The organism is Actinotalea soli, from assembly GCF_017565425.1.
In the GTDB taxonomy this organism is placed as follows: domain Bacteria; phylum Actinomycetota; class Actinomycetes; order Actinomycetales; family Cellulomonadaceae; genus Actinotalea; species Actinotalea soli.
The window spans coordinates 713474-728144 of sequence record NZ_JAGEMK010000001.1 but is presented as its reverse complement, the minus strand read 5'-3'; the positions used below and the strand labels follow the sequence as shown (position 1 = coordinate 728144).

13 protein-coding genes are annotated in these 14671 nt (G+C 73.7%); 10 read left to right on the top strand and 3 right to left on the bottom strand.

Annotated elements, in window-relative coordinates; translation table 11 throughout:
* Nucleotides 1-2 precede the first annotated feature (2 nt).
* Nucleotides 3-974: an electron transfer flavoprotein subunit alpha/FixB family protein gene (locus J4G33_RS03345; protein ID WP_208054449.1), complete on the top strand. Its 972-nt coding sequence runs from the start codon at nt 3-5 to the stop codon at nt 972-974.
* A gap of 17 nt (nt 975-991) precedes the next feature.
* Here J4G33_RS03345 and J4G33_RS03340 read toward each other — a convergent pair whose 3' ends face one another.
* Nucleotides 992-1969 (bottom strand): phosphotransferase, encoded by a 978-nt coding sequence (locus J4G33_RS03340; RefSeq protein ID WP_208054448.1) that lies wholly within the window; start codon nt 1967-1969, stop codon nt 992-994.
* 39 nt (nt 1970-2008) lie between these two features.
* Between J4G33_RS03340 and J4G33_RS03335 the strand changes: the two genes are divergently transcribed.
* The 7 genes from J4G33_RS03335 to J4G33_RS03305 are packed head-to-tail and all read left to right on the top strand — an operon-like array spanning nt 2009 to nt 9981.
* A complete protein-coding gene (locus tag J4G33_RS03335) occupies nt 2009-3208 on the top strand; it encodes a cysteine desulfurase family protein (RefSeq protein ID WP_208054447.1) in 1200 nt (399 codons plus the stop codon).
* Nucleotide 3209: 1 nt separating this feature from the next.
* On the top strand, nt 3210-4364 hold the full coding sequence (gene solA, locus J4G33_RS03330) for an N-methyl-L-tryptophan oxidase (RefSeq protein WP_307793702.1): 1155 nt from the start codon (nt 3210-3212) through the stop codon (nt 4362-4364).
* Entirely contained in the window at nt 4361-4954 is a 594-nt protein-coding gene (locus tag J4G33_RS16970) for a GNAT family N-acetyltransferase (protein WP_208054445.1), read from the top strand. The genes solA and J4G33_RS16970 overlap by 4 nt, the downstream gene beginning before the upstream one ends.
* Before the next feature lie 9 nt (nt 4955-4963).
* Nucleotides 4964-6088 carry a tRNA 2-thiouridine(34) synthase MnmA gene (gene mnmA / locus J4G33_RS03320; protein ID WP_208054443.1) on the top strand — a complete coding sequence of 375 codons (1125 nt, stop codon included), beginning with the start codon at nt 4964-4966 and terminating at the stop codon, nt 6086-6088.
* Nucleotides 6085-7128 (top strand): uroporphyrinogen decarboxylase/cobalamine-independent methonine synthase family protein, encoded by a 1044-nt coding sequence (locus J4G33_RS03315; protein ID WP_208054441.1) that lies wholly within the window; start codon nt 6085-6087, stop codon nt 7126-7128. Before mnmA ends, J4G33_RS03315 begins: the two co-directional genes overlap by 4 nt.
* A 37-nt stretch (nt 7129-7165) precedes the next feature.
* Nucleotides 7166-9484 carry an NAD-dependent DNA ligase LigA gene (ligA, locus tag J4G33_RS03310; RefSeq protein ID WP_372434946.1) on the top strand — a complete coding sequence of 773 codons (2319 nt, stop codon included), beginning with the start codon at nt 7166-7168 and terminating at the stop codon, nt 9482-9484.
* Nucleotides 9481-9981 carry a GNAT family N-acetyltransferase gene (locus tag J4G33_RS03305; RefSeq protein ID WP_208054440.1) on the top strand — a complete coding sequence of 167 codons (501 nt, stop codon included), beginning with the start codon at nt 9481-9483 and terminating at the stop codon, nt 9979-9981. The genes ligA and J4G33_RS03305 overlap by 4 nt, the downstream gene beginning before the upstream one ends.
* Before the next feature lie 15 nt (nt 9982-9996).
* Here the strand turns inward: J4G33_RS03305 and J4G33_RS03300 are convergent, their stop codons facing one another.
* Both J4G33_RS03300 and J4G33_RS03295 read right to left on the bottom strand, forming a co-directional pair.
* Complete coding sequence (locus J4G33_RS03300; RefSeq protein ID WP_208054439.1) at nt 9997-10662, bottom strand: ThuA domain-containing protein; 666 nt, start codon at nt 10660-10662, stop codon at nt 9997-9999.
* A gap of 60 nt (nt 10663-10722) precedes the next feature.
* Nucleotides 10723-11904: an ROK family protein gene (locus J4G33_RS03295; RefSeq protein WP_208054438.1), complete on the bottom strand. Its 1182-nt coding sequence runs from the start codon at nt 11902-11904 to the stop codon at nt 10723-10725.
* Nucleotides 11905-12076: 172 nt separating this feature from the next.
* Between J4G33_RS03295 and J4G33_RS03290 the strand changes: the two genes are divergently transcribed.
* The gene (locus J4G33_RS03290) at nt 12077-13561 is read left to right on the top strand and encodes a sugar ABC transporter ATP-binding protein (RefSeq protein ID WP_243758566.1); all 1485 of its coding nucleotides are present in this window, start codon (nt 12077-12079) and stop codon (nt 13559-13561) included.
* The gene (locus tag J4G33_RS03285; RefSeq protein WP_372434945.1) at nt 13558-14655 is read left to right on the top strand and encodes an ABC transporter permease subunit; all 1098 of its coding nucleotides are present in this window, start codon (nt 13558-13560) and stop codon (nt 14653-14655) included. Before J4G33_RS03290 ends, J4G33_RS03285 begins: the two co-directional genes overlap by 4 nt.
* The last annotated feature ends 16 nt before the right edge of the window (nt 14656-14671 follow it).

Genomic DNA, 14671 nt, shown 5'->3' with positions numbered 1-14671 from the left:
TGATGACTCAGCCTGCCGTCCTCGCCCTGGTCGACCACCACGACGGCGTCGTGCGCGCCCCGGCCTTCGAGCTCCTGACCCTGGCCCGGTCCCTCGGCCCGGTCGAGGCCGTCTGGCTCGGCAGCGGCCTCGCCGACGCCCTCGACCTCCTGGCCGAGCACGGCGTGAGCACGGTCCACCAGGTGGACCTCGAGGCCGACGTCACGGTGGCGACCTCGGCGCGTGCCCTCGCCGAGATCATGGTCGAGAGCGGCGCCACGACGGTGCTGCTGTCCTCGACCTTCGAGAACAAGGAGGTCGCGGCCCTCACGGCGCACGAGACCGGGGCCGGGCTGTCGGTCGACGCCGCGGGGCTCGAGCGGTCCGGCGAGGGACGCCTCGTGGTCCACCAGCAGGCCTTCGCCGCCACCTGGACCCTCCAGGTCGAGATCACCACCCCGCGCGCGGTGGTCGCGGTCAAGCCGAACGCCGTCCCGGCGGAGGCCGAGCCCACGGGGCAGGCCCCGCAGGTCGTGGTCCACGCGCTCGTGAGCCCACCCGCCGCACGCACGCGGGTGGTCGAGCGGACGGTCCGGCCCTCCTCGGGGCGGCCCGAGCTCGGCGAGGCCCAGGTCGTCGTCGCCGGGGGCCGTGGGACCGAGGGGGACTTCTCCGCGGTCGAGGAGCTCGCCGAGGTGCTAGGAGGTGCCGTCGGGGCGACGCGCGTCGCGACCGACGAGGGCTGGATCGGTCACGAGACGCAGATCGGTCAGACGGGGGTCACGATCTCGCCCCGCCTCTACGTGGGTGCCGGGGTCTCGGGAGCCGTGCACCACCGCGGCGGCATGCAGTCCTCGGGGACCATCGTCGCGGTTAACGCCGATCCCGAGGCACCGATCTTCGAGATCGCCGACTTCGGCGTGGTGGGCGACCTGTTCTCGGTGCTGCCGCAGGCCGCGGCCGAGCTCCGTCGGCTCAAGGCCGAGCAGGCCTGACCGGCTCGACCTCCGGGTCAGAGAGACCGGAGCCAGGCGAGGGCCTCGAGGCCCTGCGCCCGCTGGAACTCGCGCAGGTTGCCGATGCCGGGCGGCGGGGGCTGGACGGCCCCGTGCACGAAGTAGCCGGTCAGGGCGGCGAGGGTCGACCGCACCGCGTCCGGGTCGGCACCGCGGGAGACGGGATGCCTCCAGAACATGCTCCCGGGGTCGCCACCGCCCTGCATCGCGACGCTCGGGAGCATGCTCAGCAGGTCGTACCAGGGGGCCCCTGCCGCAGCGGCCCACGGCCAGTCGATGAGCCACACCGTGCCGTCGGGCTCGATCATCACGTTGTCCCCGCGCAGGTCGCCGTGCACGAGGCAGTCGCCGGCGGCGGCCTCCGGGGCGTCCCGGGCCCAGTCCGCGAGGTCTGCCAGGTGGTCCCTCAGCCACGCCCCGTGCTCGCCCGCGGCGGCGACCGCGGCGTCCAGGCTCGTGGGGTCCTCGGCGAGGCGCTGCCAGGACGGGGCGAGGGCCGTCAGGTCCTCGGTCAGCGGGTGCAGGTCCCCGCGGGCACCGGTCCCGGTCTGGGCCAGGTCCTCGACGGCGGCGAGGACGAGCCCGAGCTCCTCGGGCTGCCAGGGCATCGCCGGGCTGCGACCGTGCACGGCCTGGAAGCCGAGCAGCACCCACGTGCCGTCATCGTCGGACCACAGCAGGCGCGGGGACCGCACCTCGGCGGGCAGGGCACGGGCGGCGACCACCTCGGCACGGGCGAGATCGGGGGAGTGGGGGTTCTGCTCGGGCGAGACCGCCTTGACGAAGACCTCGGTGCCGTTGCCCAGCTCGAGGGTCGCGGCGTAGCCAGGGCTGAAGCCGCTGGTCGCGCTCGCCTCGCTGACGACCTCGGCCCCCGCGAGGTCGGCGATGCGGGAGCGCACCGACCGGGGCAGGTCGGCCCACCCGAGGCGCGATCCGCTGAAGGCGCGAGGTCCCGGCTCGTTGGTGGTCACCGGGGAGATTGTGCCAGCAGGTTCGTAGACTTCCGTCTCGTGACCGTCTACCTGGACCATGCGGCGACCGCGCCGATGCACCCGCGGGCCGTGGCGGCGATGGTCGAGCAGCTCACCCGGACGGGCAACCCCTCCTCGCTGCACGGGGCCGGCCGCACCGCCCGGCGCGTGGTCGAGGAGTCCCGCGAGTCCCTCGGTGCCGCCCTCGGGGCGCGGCCCAGCGAGGTCGTGCTGACGGCGGGGGGCACCGAGGCCGACAACCTCGCGCTCAAGGGCCTGGCCTGGGCCCGCCACGCCCAGGACCCCCGCCGACGGCGGCTGCTGGTCTCGGCGGTCGAGCACCACGCGGTCCTGGACCCCGCGGTCTGGCTCGCCGAGCACGAGGGCTTCGAGGTCGTCCTGCTCCCGGTCGACAGGGACGGTCGGCTCGAGGTGGACGCCCTGGCCGAGGAGCTTGCCGCCCATGGTGACCAGGCGGCTCTGATCAGCGTGATGTGGGCGAACAACGAGATCGGCACGGTGCAGCCCCTCGACGAGGTCGTGGCGCTCGCGGGCCGCCACGGCGTGCCGGTGCACGCCGACGCGGTGCAGGCCGTGGGTCAGCTCGAGGTGGACTTCACGGCCTCGGGGCTCGACGCCATGACGGTCTCGGGGCACAAGGTCGGCGGGCCGGTCGGGGTCGGTGCCCTCGTGGCGCGGCGCGGCCTCGACCTGACCCCGGTGCTGCACGGGGGCGGTCAGGAGCGGGCCGTGCGCTCCGGGACGGTCGACGTCGCCTCGGCCCGGGCCTTCGCGGTCGCGGTCGAGGAGGCCGTCACGCACCGCGCGGAGAACGCCGAGCGTCTGGCCGGGCTGCGGGACTCCCTCGTCGCCGGGGTGCGCCGCGGGGTGCCTGAGGCCGTGCTGCGCGGACCCGAGCCCGGGGCCGCGGGCGCCCCGAGCCCCGGCCGCCTGCCGGCCAACGCGCACTTCACCTTCCCGGGCTGTGAGGGCGACTCCCTGCTGTACCTCCTCGACAGCCACGGGATCGAGTGCTCGACCGGCTCGGCCTGCCAGGCCGGCGTGCCGCAGCCTTCGCACGTGCTCGTCGCCACCGGGGTCGACGATCACGACGCCCGTGGGGCCCTGCGGTTCTCGTTGGGCAGCACCTCGACGGCCCAGGAGGTCGACGCCCTGGTCAGCGTGCTGCCCGAGGTGGTCGAGCGGGCTCGGGCCGCCGGCCTGGCGGGGGTCGGCTGAGGTGCGGACCCATGACGTGATCGTCGTCGGGCTCGGCTCGATGGGCGGGGCCGCCGCCATGGAGCTCGCGGGACGCGGGGCGTCGGTCCTGGGCCTGGAGAGGTTCCGCCCCGGGCACGACCGTGGCTCGGCCCACGGAGGCACCCGCCTGGTGCGCCAGTCCTACTTCGAGGGCTCCGCCTACGTGCCCCTGCTGCGTCGTGCCTACGCGGGGTGGCGCGAGCTCGAGGAGGCCTCGGGGCAGGAGCTGCTGACCCTCTGCGGGGGCATCTACCTCGGTGACCCGGCGAGCGAGGTCGTGACCGGGAGCCTGTCCTCGGCCCGGGAGCACGGCCTGCCCCACGAGGTGCTGACCGCCGAGGAGGTGCGGCAGCGGATCCCGACCATGGCCCCGGCGTCGCACGCCGTGGGGGTGCTCGAGGCTGCCGCGGGGTACGTGCGTCCCGAGCGGACCACCCGTGCGACGGTCGAGGTGGCACGCCGCCGCGGCGCGGAGATCCACCTGGAGGAACCCGCGCTTGGCTGGACCGTGACCCCGGGGGGTGGGGTCGAGGTCCGCACCGCCGCCGGGACCTACGGTGCGGACCGGCTGGTCCTCTCCCCAGGGGCCTGGGCCCCCGGGCTGCTCGCGGACCTGGAGATCCCGCTGCGCGTCGAGCGGCAGATCTTCTGCTGGTTCACCCCGGACTTCACGGCGCAGCTGCCCTACGAGGCGTACACCGACGCCGAGCACCCGGTCTACGTCGAGAGCACCGACGGCAACGGCACGATGTACGGCTTCCCGATGATCGACGGCCCCGCGGGCGGGCTCAAGCTCGCCTACTTCCGCAACGGGGTCGAGACCACGGCCGAGACCGTCGACCGCACGGTCCGGCCCGAGGAGGTCGAGGAGGTGCGAGCCCGTGCCCTCCAGCTCTTTCCGCAGCTGACAGGTCCCGTGGTCGACGCACGGACCTGCCTCTACACGACCACCCCCGACGAGCACTTCGTCCTCGGTCCGCACCCTCTGCACCCGCAGGTCGCGATCGCCTGCGGGTTCTCGGGTCACGGGTTCAAGTTCGTGCCGGTGGTCGGCGAGATCCTCGCGGACCTCGCCGTGCTGGGGCGCACGGACCACGAGATCGGCCTCTTCGACCCGACACGGTTCGCGCGGTGACCGCGATCGCCGTCCGCCCGGCGGTGCGCGAGGACGCCGAGGCGATCGCCCTCGCGCACGTGCGTGCCTGGCAGGGGGCCTACCAGGGACTGATCGACCAGGAGCACCTCGACCGCCTCGACCCCGAGCGCTACACCGCTGGGTGGCGCAGGATGCTGGGGGAGTTGGCAGGGCCCGCTCCTGCCTCGACGGACCCTCGGGGGAGCACGTCCGCGCGGCAGGTCGTGGGCCTGATGGACGGGCGCGTGGTGGGCTTCGCGGGGTACGGGCCGTGCCGGGACGAGGACGGTCCGGGGCTCGGCGAGCTCTACGCGATCAACCTCCACCCCGAAGCGTGGGGCCGGGGCGTGGGCACGGCGCTGCTGGCTCGGGTCACCCTCGACCTGGCTCGTGCGGGGCTCGTCAGCGCTCGGCTCTGGGTGCTGCCGGGGAACCACCGCGCCCGGCGCTTCTACGAGGCACGGGGCTGGTCGTGCACCGAGGCCACCCGTGAGGCCGAGGTGAACGGCGTCACGGTGCCCGAGGTCGCCTACGAGCGGTCCCTGGCCGATGCCCTCCCGGTGGGCGAGACCGCGCCGGACGGCCCGTAGTCTGAGCCCATGCGAGTGCTGGCAGCCCTGTCCGGGGGCGTGGACTCGGCCGTGGCCGCTGCGCGCGCGGTCGACGCGGGTCACGACGTCGTCGGTGTCCACATGGCCCTGTCCCGGAACCGGGACCAGTTCCGCACCGGCTCGCGCGGCTGCTGCTCGATCGAGGACGCGGGGGACGCGCGGCGGGCGGCCGACGTGCTGGGCATCCCGTACTACGTGTGGGACCTCTCCGAGCGCTTCGAGCAGACCGTCGTGGCCGACTTCCTCGCCGAGTACGAGGCCGGCCGCACCCCCAACCCGTGCGTGCGGTGCAACGAGCACATCAAGTTCGAGGCCCTGCTCGACAAGGGCGTGGCCCTCGGGTTCGACGCCGTCTGCACCGGCCACTACGCCCGCGTCGAGATCGCCGAGGACGGCACCCGGTCCCTGCTCCGGGCCCGCGACGTCGCCAAGGACCAGTCCTACGTGCTGGCCGTGATGGGCCCGGACCGGCTCGCGCGCTCGATGTTCCCCCTCGGCGACGTGCCGTCGAAGGAGCAGGTGCGCGCCGAGGCGGCCGACCGAGGCCTCGCGGTCTCGGCCAAGCCCGACTCCTACGACATCTGCTTCGTGGCCGACGGCGACACCCAGGGCTTCCTGCGCGACCGGCTCGGCTCCCGACCCGGTCCGGTGGTCGATGCCGAGGGCGCGGTGGTCGGGGAGCACGACGGTGCCTACGCATACACGGTGGGCCAGCGCAAGGGCCTGGCCCTGGGGCGTCCCGCCCCGGACGGCCGTCCGCGCTACGTCCTGGAGGTCCAGACCTCGAGCAACACGGTCGTGGTGGGTGCGGCCGAGCTGCTCACGGTCCGAGAGCTCGACGGGGACCGTGCCGTCTGGTTCGACCCGGCCCCCGAGCCGAGCGCGTGGTTCGGGTGCTCGGTGCAGGTACGGGCCCACGGCACCCCGGTCGAGGCCCGCGCACGCCGCACCGCCGCCCCGGCGCCCGGTTCCGCCTCCGAGGACGGAGCTCACGAGCGGGTCGAGGTGCACCTCGAGGACGGGCTGCGAGGGATCGCCCCCGGTCAGTCGCTCGTGCTCTTCGAGGGCGACCGCGTGGTCGGCCAGGCCACCGTGACGGCGTCCCGACGGTGACCGGGGTCAGCCTGCTGGGCCCCTGGCCCGGCGAGAGGGTGCTCGAGGCCCAGACGACCGTCCTGGGCGAGCTCACCGCTGTGCCCGAGGGAGTCCGCGGCCTGCCGTCGGCGGTCCAGCTCCCGGCCCGGGGCCCGTGGGCGACCTCGGTGGCCCGGACCGCGGCTCTGCTCACCGACATGCCCGTGGAGATCGGCACGCACGGGTGGAAGCTCGCCGACCGGCCCGGGTTCGACCTCGAACGGACCTCCTCGCTGCTCCGGGAGGACCTCGACGCGCTCGCGATCGCCGGGCACGGCTACCAGGGCCCCCTCGTGGTCTCGGTGCGCGGACCGTGGACCCTGTCCGCGATCCTCTACCTGGCCCGGGGCGACAGGGTGCTCAGCGATGCCGGGGCGGCCCGTGACGTGGCCGCCTCCCTCGCCGACGGGCTGGGGGGCCTGATGGCCTCGCTCCGCACGGCCGTGCCCGGGGCGCGTCCGGTGCTGGTGGTGCGCGAGCCGATGCTGCCTGACGTGCTCAGCGGCACCCTCGCGACCTTCTCGGGTCACGGCCGCCTGCCTGCCGTGCCCCTCGACGACGCGGCCGCGGCCCTGCGCGAGGTCGTCGACGCCGCGCGGGCCGCCGGGGTGGGCGAGGTGGTCGCCCACGGCGGCGGTCGCTTCGCCTCACGGGCCCTGCAGGCCCTCGCGCGCAGCGGTGCCGAGTCCGTCGGCATCGCGGCGGGGGCGGTGCGCGGGCCGCAGTGGGAGCAGGTCGCCGCGCTGGTCGAGGACGGTCGACGCATGTGGCTGGGACTGCCCCAGGACCGGTGGAAGCGCCCGGCCGGCCCCCAGCAGGTCGCCGACCTCATCACCCGACCCTGGACCGCCGTCGGGCTGCCCGCCCGGTCCCTCGAGGACGTCGTCGTGCACGTCGAGACCTCGGGTGGTCTCGGCGGCGGGGACCTGCTGCTGAGCGACACCCGTGACGTACGGCACGCGATCGGCACCTCGGTCCGCGTCGCGGGGATCCTCGCCGAGCGGGCCGACGCGGGCTGAGAGGCGGGATGTCACCGCCACGCGCCATGATGTGGCCGTGAGCGAGCACGACGACGAGACCCCCCGGGCCCAGGCCCCGACGACGGCGCTGGCCGCCGAGGACCACGACCTCGACGAGCCGGAGGCCCGGCACCGCTGGACCGAGCTCGCCGAGGCCATCCGTGACCACCAGTTCGCCTACTACGTGCGTGACGCCCCGACGGTGAGCGACGCCGAGTACGACGGGCTGCTGCGTCGGCTCGAGGCCCTCGAGGAGCACTACGCCCACCTCGGCCTGCGCACCCCCGACTCGCCCACGCAGCTGGTGGGGGGGACCTTCTCGACCGAGTTCGCCGCGGTCGACCACGTCGAGCGGATGCTGAGCCTCGACAACGCCTTCTCGGCCGAGGACGTGGCGGCCTGGGACGCCCGGGTCCACAAGGACCTGGACGGCGCCGCCGACGGGCTGCAGTACCTGTGCGAGCTCAAGATCGACGGCCTCGCGATCGCCCTGCTCTACGAGCGCGGTCGGCTCGTCCGGGCAGCGACCCGCGGGGACGGGCGCACCGGGGAGGACGTGACCCTCAACGTCCGCACGATCGAGGGGGTGCCCCACGTCCTGGCGGGGGAGGACCACCCTGAGCTGATCGAGGTGCGCGGCGAGGTGTTCCTGCCGGTCGAGGGGTTCGCGGCCCTCAACGAGGCTCAGGTTGCGGCGGGCAAGGCCCCCTTCGCCAACCCGCGCAACTCTGCGGCCGGGTCCCTGCGCCAGAAGGACCCGCGGGTCACGGCCTCCCGCCCGCTGCGGATGTACTGCCACGGGGTCGGTGCCCTGCGCTGGGAGGGCCGGGAGGCCGCGACCGCGCGTCAGTCCGAGACCTACGAGCTCCTCGCGGGCTGGGGTCTGCCCGTCTCGCCCTACACCCGGGTGGTCGCGGACCAGGCCGGTGTCCAGGCCATGATCGACCACTACGGCGAGCACCGGCACGACGTCGAGCACGAGATCGACGGCATCGTGGTCAAGGTCGACCAGACGGCCCTGCAGCGACGGCTCGGCGCGACCAGCCGGGCGCCGCGCTGGGCCATCGCCTACAAGTACCCCCCCGAGGAGGTCAACACCCGCCTGCTCGACATCCGGGTCAACGTGGGACGCACGGGCAGGGTCACCCCCTACGGCGTCATGGAACCCGCGCTGGTCGCCGGGTCCACGGTGGAGATGGCCACCCTGCACAACGCGAGCGAGGTGCGGCGCAAGGGTGTCCTCATCGGGGACACGGTCGTGCTCCGCAAGGCGGGGGACGTGATCCCCGAGATCGTCGGCCCGGTGGTCGACCTCCGGGACGGCAGCGAGCGTGAGTTCGTCATGCCGGTCGACTGCCCCTCGTGCGGCACACCCCTCGCCCCGGCGAAGGAGGGCGACGTCGACATCCGCTGCCCCAACACGCGCTCCTGCCCGGCACAGCTGAGCGAGCGTGTGGCGCACATCGCCTCGCGCAACGCCCTGGACATCGAGGCGATGGGGTGGGAGGCGGCGATCGCCCTCACGGCCCCCGAGCGGGACCGCCCCGCGGACCCTGCCAGCTACCGGCCCGACGGCGCGGTGGACGGCCCGGTCCCCGATGCTCTGCCCGTTCCGCAGACGCCGGTCCTGTCGAGCGAGGCGGGTCTGTTCGACCTGACCTCGGAGGACCTCGCGTCGGTGCGCGTCTGGCGGGAGATCAAGAAGGAGGGCGCGGGCACCGGCCTGTGGGAGGACCGGCTGCACTTCTGGACCAAGGCGACGCCCAAGGCGCCCTCCAAGCCCCACGCCAACACGGTCCGTCTGTTCGCCGAGCTGGACAAGGCCAAGGAGCAGGCGCTCTGGCGCATCCTCGTGGCCTTGTCCATCCGGCACGTCGGGCCCACGGCGGCCCGTGCCCTGGCGACCGAGTTCGGCTCCCTCGAGGCCGTGCGGGCCGCGCAGGAGTCCGAGCTCGCCGCCGTCGAGGGCGTCGGTCCGACCATCGCCGCTGCCGTGCGGGACTGGTTCGCGGTGGACTGGCACGTCGAGATCGTGGACCGGTGGGCGGCGGCGGGGGTGCGGATGGAGGACCTGCGTGACGCGTCGGTGCCTCGCACCCTCGAGGGGCTCACCGTCGTGGTGACCGGGTCCCTCGACGGCTTCTCGCGGGACAGCGCCAAGGAGGCGATCCTCGCCCGCGGGGGCAAGGCCGCAGGCAGCGTGTCGAAGAAGACCCACGCCGTGGTCGTGGGCGAGAACGCCGGCTCCAAGGAGGCCAAGGCCCGCGAGCTCGGCCTGAGGATCCTGGACGAGGCGGGGTTCGTCGCCCTGCTCGAGGGGGGCCCTGAGGCCGTGGGGATCGAGGTGGCCGAGTGACTCTCGTGATCCGGTCGGCGACCCCCGAGGACCTGACCCAGGTCGGTGAGCTGACGGCGCACGCCTACCTCGCCGACGACCTGCTGAGCCCCGAGGACGGGTATCTCGACGAGCTGAGGGACGCCGTGGGGCGCGCGGGGGTGGGGACCGTGCTCGTCGCGGTGGACGACGGGCAGGAGGGTGGTCGGCAGGTCGTGGGCACCGTGACCCTCGCGCAGGCGGGGTCGCCGCTGGCCGAGATCGCCGTGCCGGGGGAGGTCGAGCTGAGGATGCTCGCCGTGGCCCCGGACGCCCGCGGCCGCGGGGTCGGTGAGGCTCTGCTCAGGGCCGCGCTGGCCCACGGGACCGAGGCCGGAGCGCAGCGCGTGGTGCTCTCGACCCTCGTGGAGATGCGTGCCGCTCAGCGCATGTACCAGCGGCTCGGGCTGAGGCGCGTGCCCGCGCGGGACTGGTCGGTCGAGGGGTACTCGATGGTGGCCTACACGATCGACCTCTGACGCGAGGCATGCGGCTCAGCGCTCGCGTGCCGCCCAGAGCAGGCCACGCTCGACCACCTGGCGCAGGCCGGGGATCTCGAGGTCCGCGGTCTGGTGCCCCGGGGTGCAGACGAAGACCCGACCCCCTCCCCACGTCCGGGTCCACACGGCGGGGCAGGTCACCGGCTCTGACCACGGGTCCTCGGGACGGCGGGGGATGGTCGTGGTCGCGAGGACGTCGACCAGCGGGTCGGTCATGACCCAGTACTGCTCCGAGTGGAGCCGGATCGAGGAGAGGCCCGTGACGATCGGGTGATCGGCCCGCTCGGGCCGCACGTCGACGGTGTGGTCCACCAGGTCGCCGGGGTGGGCGGCGAACTGGCCGCCGACGAGCTGGTGGTAGTCGGTCGCCTGTCGGAAGGCGTCCACCACCCCGCCGTGCCACCCGGCGAAGCCGGTCCCGGCGCGGATGGCCTCGCGCAGCCCGCGCAGCTCCGCGGGCAGGATGTCGCCCATCGTCCAGCTCTGCACCACGAGATCGGTGCCGTGCATGAGGGTCTCGTCGGCGTACACCTCGAGGGAGTCCTCGACGAGGACCTCGAAGCCGGCGTCCCGCAGGAAGGGCAGGAACAGGTCCGTGGTCTCGACCGGGGCGTGCCCCTCCCAGCCGCCACGGACCACGAGTGCGGTCGGGGTGCTCATGGATCTCCCGTCGTCATCGCCGCGGTGCTGCGCTGCACCGGGTCGGGGTGGGCTGGGTGCTCAGGGGATGAGGGCCTCGATCGCCGCGGGGGACAGGACGTGCTCGGCGGCCATGGCGCTCGCGCCCAGCACCCCGGCCCGTCCGCGGGTTCGGCTCCCGACGATACGCAGGTGCTGCGTGGCCAGCGGGAGGGACCGGCGGTAGACGACCTCGCGGATCCCGGCGAGCAGGTGCTCGCCGGCCTCCGCGAGGTTCCCGCCGATGACGATGACCGACGGGTTGAGCATGCTCACGCAGGTGGCGAGGACGCTGCCGATGGTGCGCCCGGCCTCGCGGACCACGTGGCTCGCCGTGACGTCGCCGGCCCGCACCAGGCGGACGACGTCTGCGCTCGATCGCGCCGGGGTCCCGTGCGAGGTCAGCGCGTCGGCGAGGGCCCGACCACTGGCCAGTGCCTCGAGGCAGCCCGTGTTGCCGCAGCGGCAGGGAGCGTCCCCGCCGCCGGCCACAGCGATGTGGCCCAGGTCGCCGGCTGCGCCCTGAGCACCACGACGGATCTCGCCGTCGCTGATCACCCCGGCGCCGATGCCGGTCGCGACCTTGACGAAGAGCAGGTGGTCGACGTCGGGGAACTGCGACCGGTGCTCGCCGAGGGCCATGATGTTGACGTCGTTGTCGACGAGCACCGGCACGGGGAGCCTGCCCTGGAGGTGGGTCACGACGTCGGCGCCGTCCCAGCCGGGCATGATCGGCGGGTTCATCGGTCGACCCGAGTCGTGGTCGACGGGCCCGGGGAGCCCGACACCGACGCTCACCAGATCCTTGCTCGAGCGGCCCGCCTGCTCGACGAGCTTCAGACCGAGCCCGGCCGCGCGGTCCAGGACGGCCTCGGGGCCGGCGGCGATGCTGATCTCCTCGTGGTGCTCGGCCAGGACGGTCGAGGCGAGGTCGGTCACGGCCAGGCGCGCGTGGGTCGCGCCCAGGTCTACGGCGAGGACGAGCTTGGCGCTCGGTGCGAAGGCGAAGGTGGCGGGAGGTCGCCCGCCGGTCGAGCTCGCCTCCCCGGCGGGGGCGACCAGGCCCGAGGCGAGAAGGAGGTCGACCCGGGCAGCGATGGTCGAGCGGGCCTGACCGGTCACCTGGGCGAGGTCGGCACGGGTGCGGGGACGGCCGTCCCGGAGCAGCTGGAACATCTCGCCGACGCCGCTGGGCCGCGGCGCGAACTTGGTCAGCGCATCCATGGGCGCAGTCAAGCACACCCCCTTCGGAAGATCACGTTCGCATAACGCGATTCACCCGTCTCGACTTTTGCTTGACTATCGACAAAAGGTGAGTAGGTTCCTCGTCATGGTCAACGATGTCCAGAACGTCCCCGGTTCTCCCGGGGCGCAGCCCGGCGCCCCGATCCTCACGATGCGCGGGATCGTCAAGCACTTCCCTGGTGCCAAGGCCCTCGACGGGGTCGACCTCGAGGTCCTGCCCGGGGAGGTGCACTGCCTGCTCGGTCAGAACGGCGCCGGCAAGTCGACCCTCATCAAGGTCCTCGCCGGCGCCCACCGTCCCGACTCCGGGACCATCACCTGGCGCGGCGAGCCCTTCGAGGTGACGACCCCGGTGGCGGCCCTCCGCGCGGGCATCGCGACGATGTACCAGGAGCTCGACGTGGTCGACGGCCTGACCGTCACCGAGAACGTCGACCTGGGTCACGAGCTCGCCTCGGCCGGGTTCACCCAGCGCCGTGCCGCGCGGGCCCGGACCGCCGAGCTCCTCGCACGTCTGGGTCATGCCGAGATCCCGCCGGGCCGTGAGGTCGGTCGTCTCTCGGCCGCGGGCAAGCAGGTGGTCAGCATGGCCAGGGCCCTGTCGCACGACGCGCGTCTGATCGTCATGGACGAGCCCTCAGCCGTCCTGGACTCGGAGGAGGTCGCCAACCTCTTCCGCGTGGTGCGCGACCTCACCGCCGCCGGGGTCGCGGTCGTCTACATCTCCCACCGGCTCGACGAGATCCGTGAGGTGGGCGACCGGATCACGGTGCTCAAGGACGGCCGGACGGTCGCGACCGGGCTCGCGGTGGACAAGACCCCGACCGCGGACCTCATCCGCCTCATGACGGGACGGACCGTCGAGCACGCCTTCCCCGAGCGCCCCGGGGTGCCGGCCGGGGCGGACCGGCGCCTCGTGGTCGCCGACCTGAGCCTGCGCGGCGTCTTCGAGGACGTGAGCCTGACGGTCCGCTCCGGTGAGGTCGTGGGCCTCGCAGGGCTCGTGGGCTCAGGGCGCTCGGAGATCCTCGAGACGATCTACGGTGCGCGGCGCGCGACCAGCGGCAGCGTCGAGGTGGCTGGTCGTCGGCTGCGTGCAGGATCGGTCTCGGCCGCCGTCGGTGCCGGCATCGGGCTGGCCCCCGAGGAGCGCAAGAGTCAGGGCCTCCTGCTCGACGAGCCGGTCTACCGCAACATCACCCTGTCGACCTTCGGGCGGTTCGCCCGCGGCCCGATGCTCGACGAGCAGGCCGAGCGGACCGCGGCCCGTGAGCAGATCACCGCCCTGGACCTGCGGCCCCATGACCCGGACCGCACCGCGCGCACCCTCTCGGGGGGCAACCAGCAGAAGGCCATGCTCGCGCGCTGGCTCGTCCACGGCTGCGACGTCCTCCTGCTCGACGAGCCCACCCGCGGGGTCGACGTCGGGGCCCGCGCCGAGATCTACGGCCTGGTCCGGGCACTGGCCGACCGAGGCGCTGCAGTCGTCGTCGTCTCGAGCGAGATCGAGGAGGTCCTCGGGCTCTCCGACGAGGTCCTGGTGATCTCGGAGGGACGTGTCGTCCACCGCTGCCCGGCAGAGCAGATCGACGAGCACGGTGTGCTCGACCTCGTCATGGAAGGAAGTGCCGCGTGAGCGAGCAGACACCCCCCACCCTCGCGACGGCCGGGAGCGTCCCCCCCGACCCCGACCGCCCGACCCCCGTCGACCGCGGTGGCGCCCCCGGGACCGCCGTCGGCCCGACGCAGCCTCCTCCCTCGGGTCTGCGGCGCTTCCTGCACGGAGCCGCCGGCCGCAACATCGGCCTGGTCATCGCGCTCGTCCTCGTGTGCGTCGTCGGCTTCGCCACGGCCGGGGAGCGGTTCGCGAGCGTCGACAACCTCATGACCATCCTGCGTTTCGCTGCGGTGATCGGCGTGCTCAGCATCGGGATGACCTTCGTCATCACCGGGGGCGGCATCGACCTCTCGGTCGGCTCGGTCCTGGGCCTGGCGTCGGTCTGGGCCAGCACGCTGGCGACCCAGACCATGGCCGGTGACATCCACTGGATCGTCATGGTCGGCACGGCCCTCGCGGTCGGCACCGTCTGCGGGCTGGTCAACGGGGTGCTCATCGCCTACGGCCGGGTGGTCGCCTTCATCGCGACCCTCGCCATGATGGTCGGTGCCCGCGGGCTGGCCGAGATGATCGCCAACCGGCAGACCCAGCTCGTCACCGTCGACCCCTTCCTCGACTTCTTCCGGGCGGACCTGCTCGGCATCTCGGTCCTGGTCTGGATCTTCGCGGCCGTCGCGGTGGCGGGCTGGGTGCTGCTGAACCGGACGACCTTCGGCCGACGGACCCTCGCGGTGGGGGGCAACCCCGAGGCAGCGCGCCTGGCCGGGATCAAGGTCAAGCGCCACACGATGTATCTCTACGCGATCGCCGGCCTGACCGCGGGCATCGCCGCGGTCATGATGCTGGCCCGCACGACGGCCGGGTCCTCGACCCACGGCCAGTACTACGAGCTCGACGCCATCGCGGCCGTCGTCGTCGGCGGGACCCTGCTCGCCGGTGGCCGGGGCACGATCGTCGGCACCGTCTTCGGCGTCCTGATCTTCGCGACCCTGGCCAACGTGTTCACGCAGAACAACCTCTCGATCTCCGCCCAGGCCGTCGCCCGCGGCGTGATCATCGTCGCCGCGGTGCTCCTGCAGCAGCGCCTCGCGGCCCGTCACCGCTCTACCTGAGCCGGCGCTCGACCTG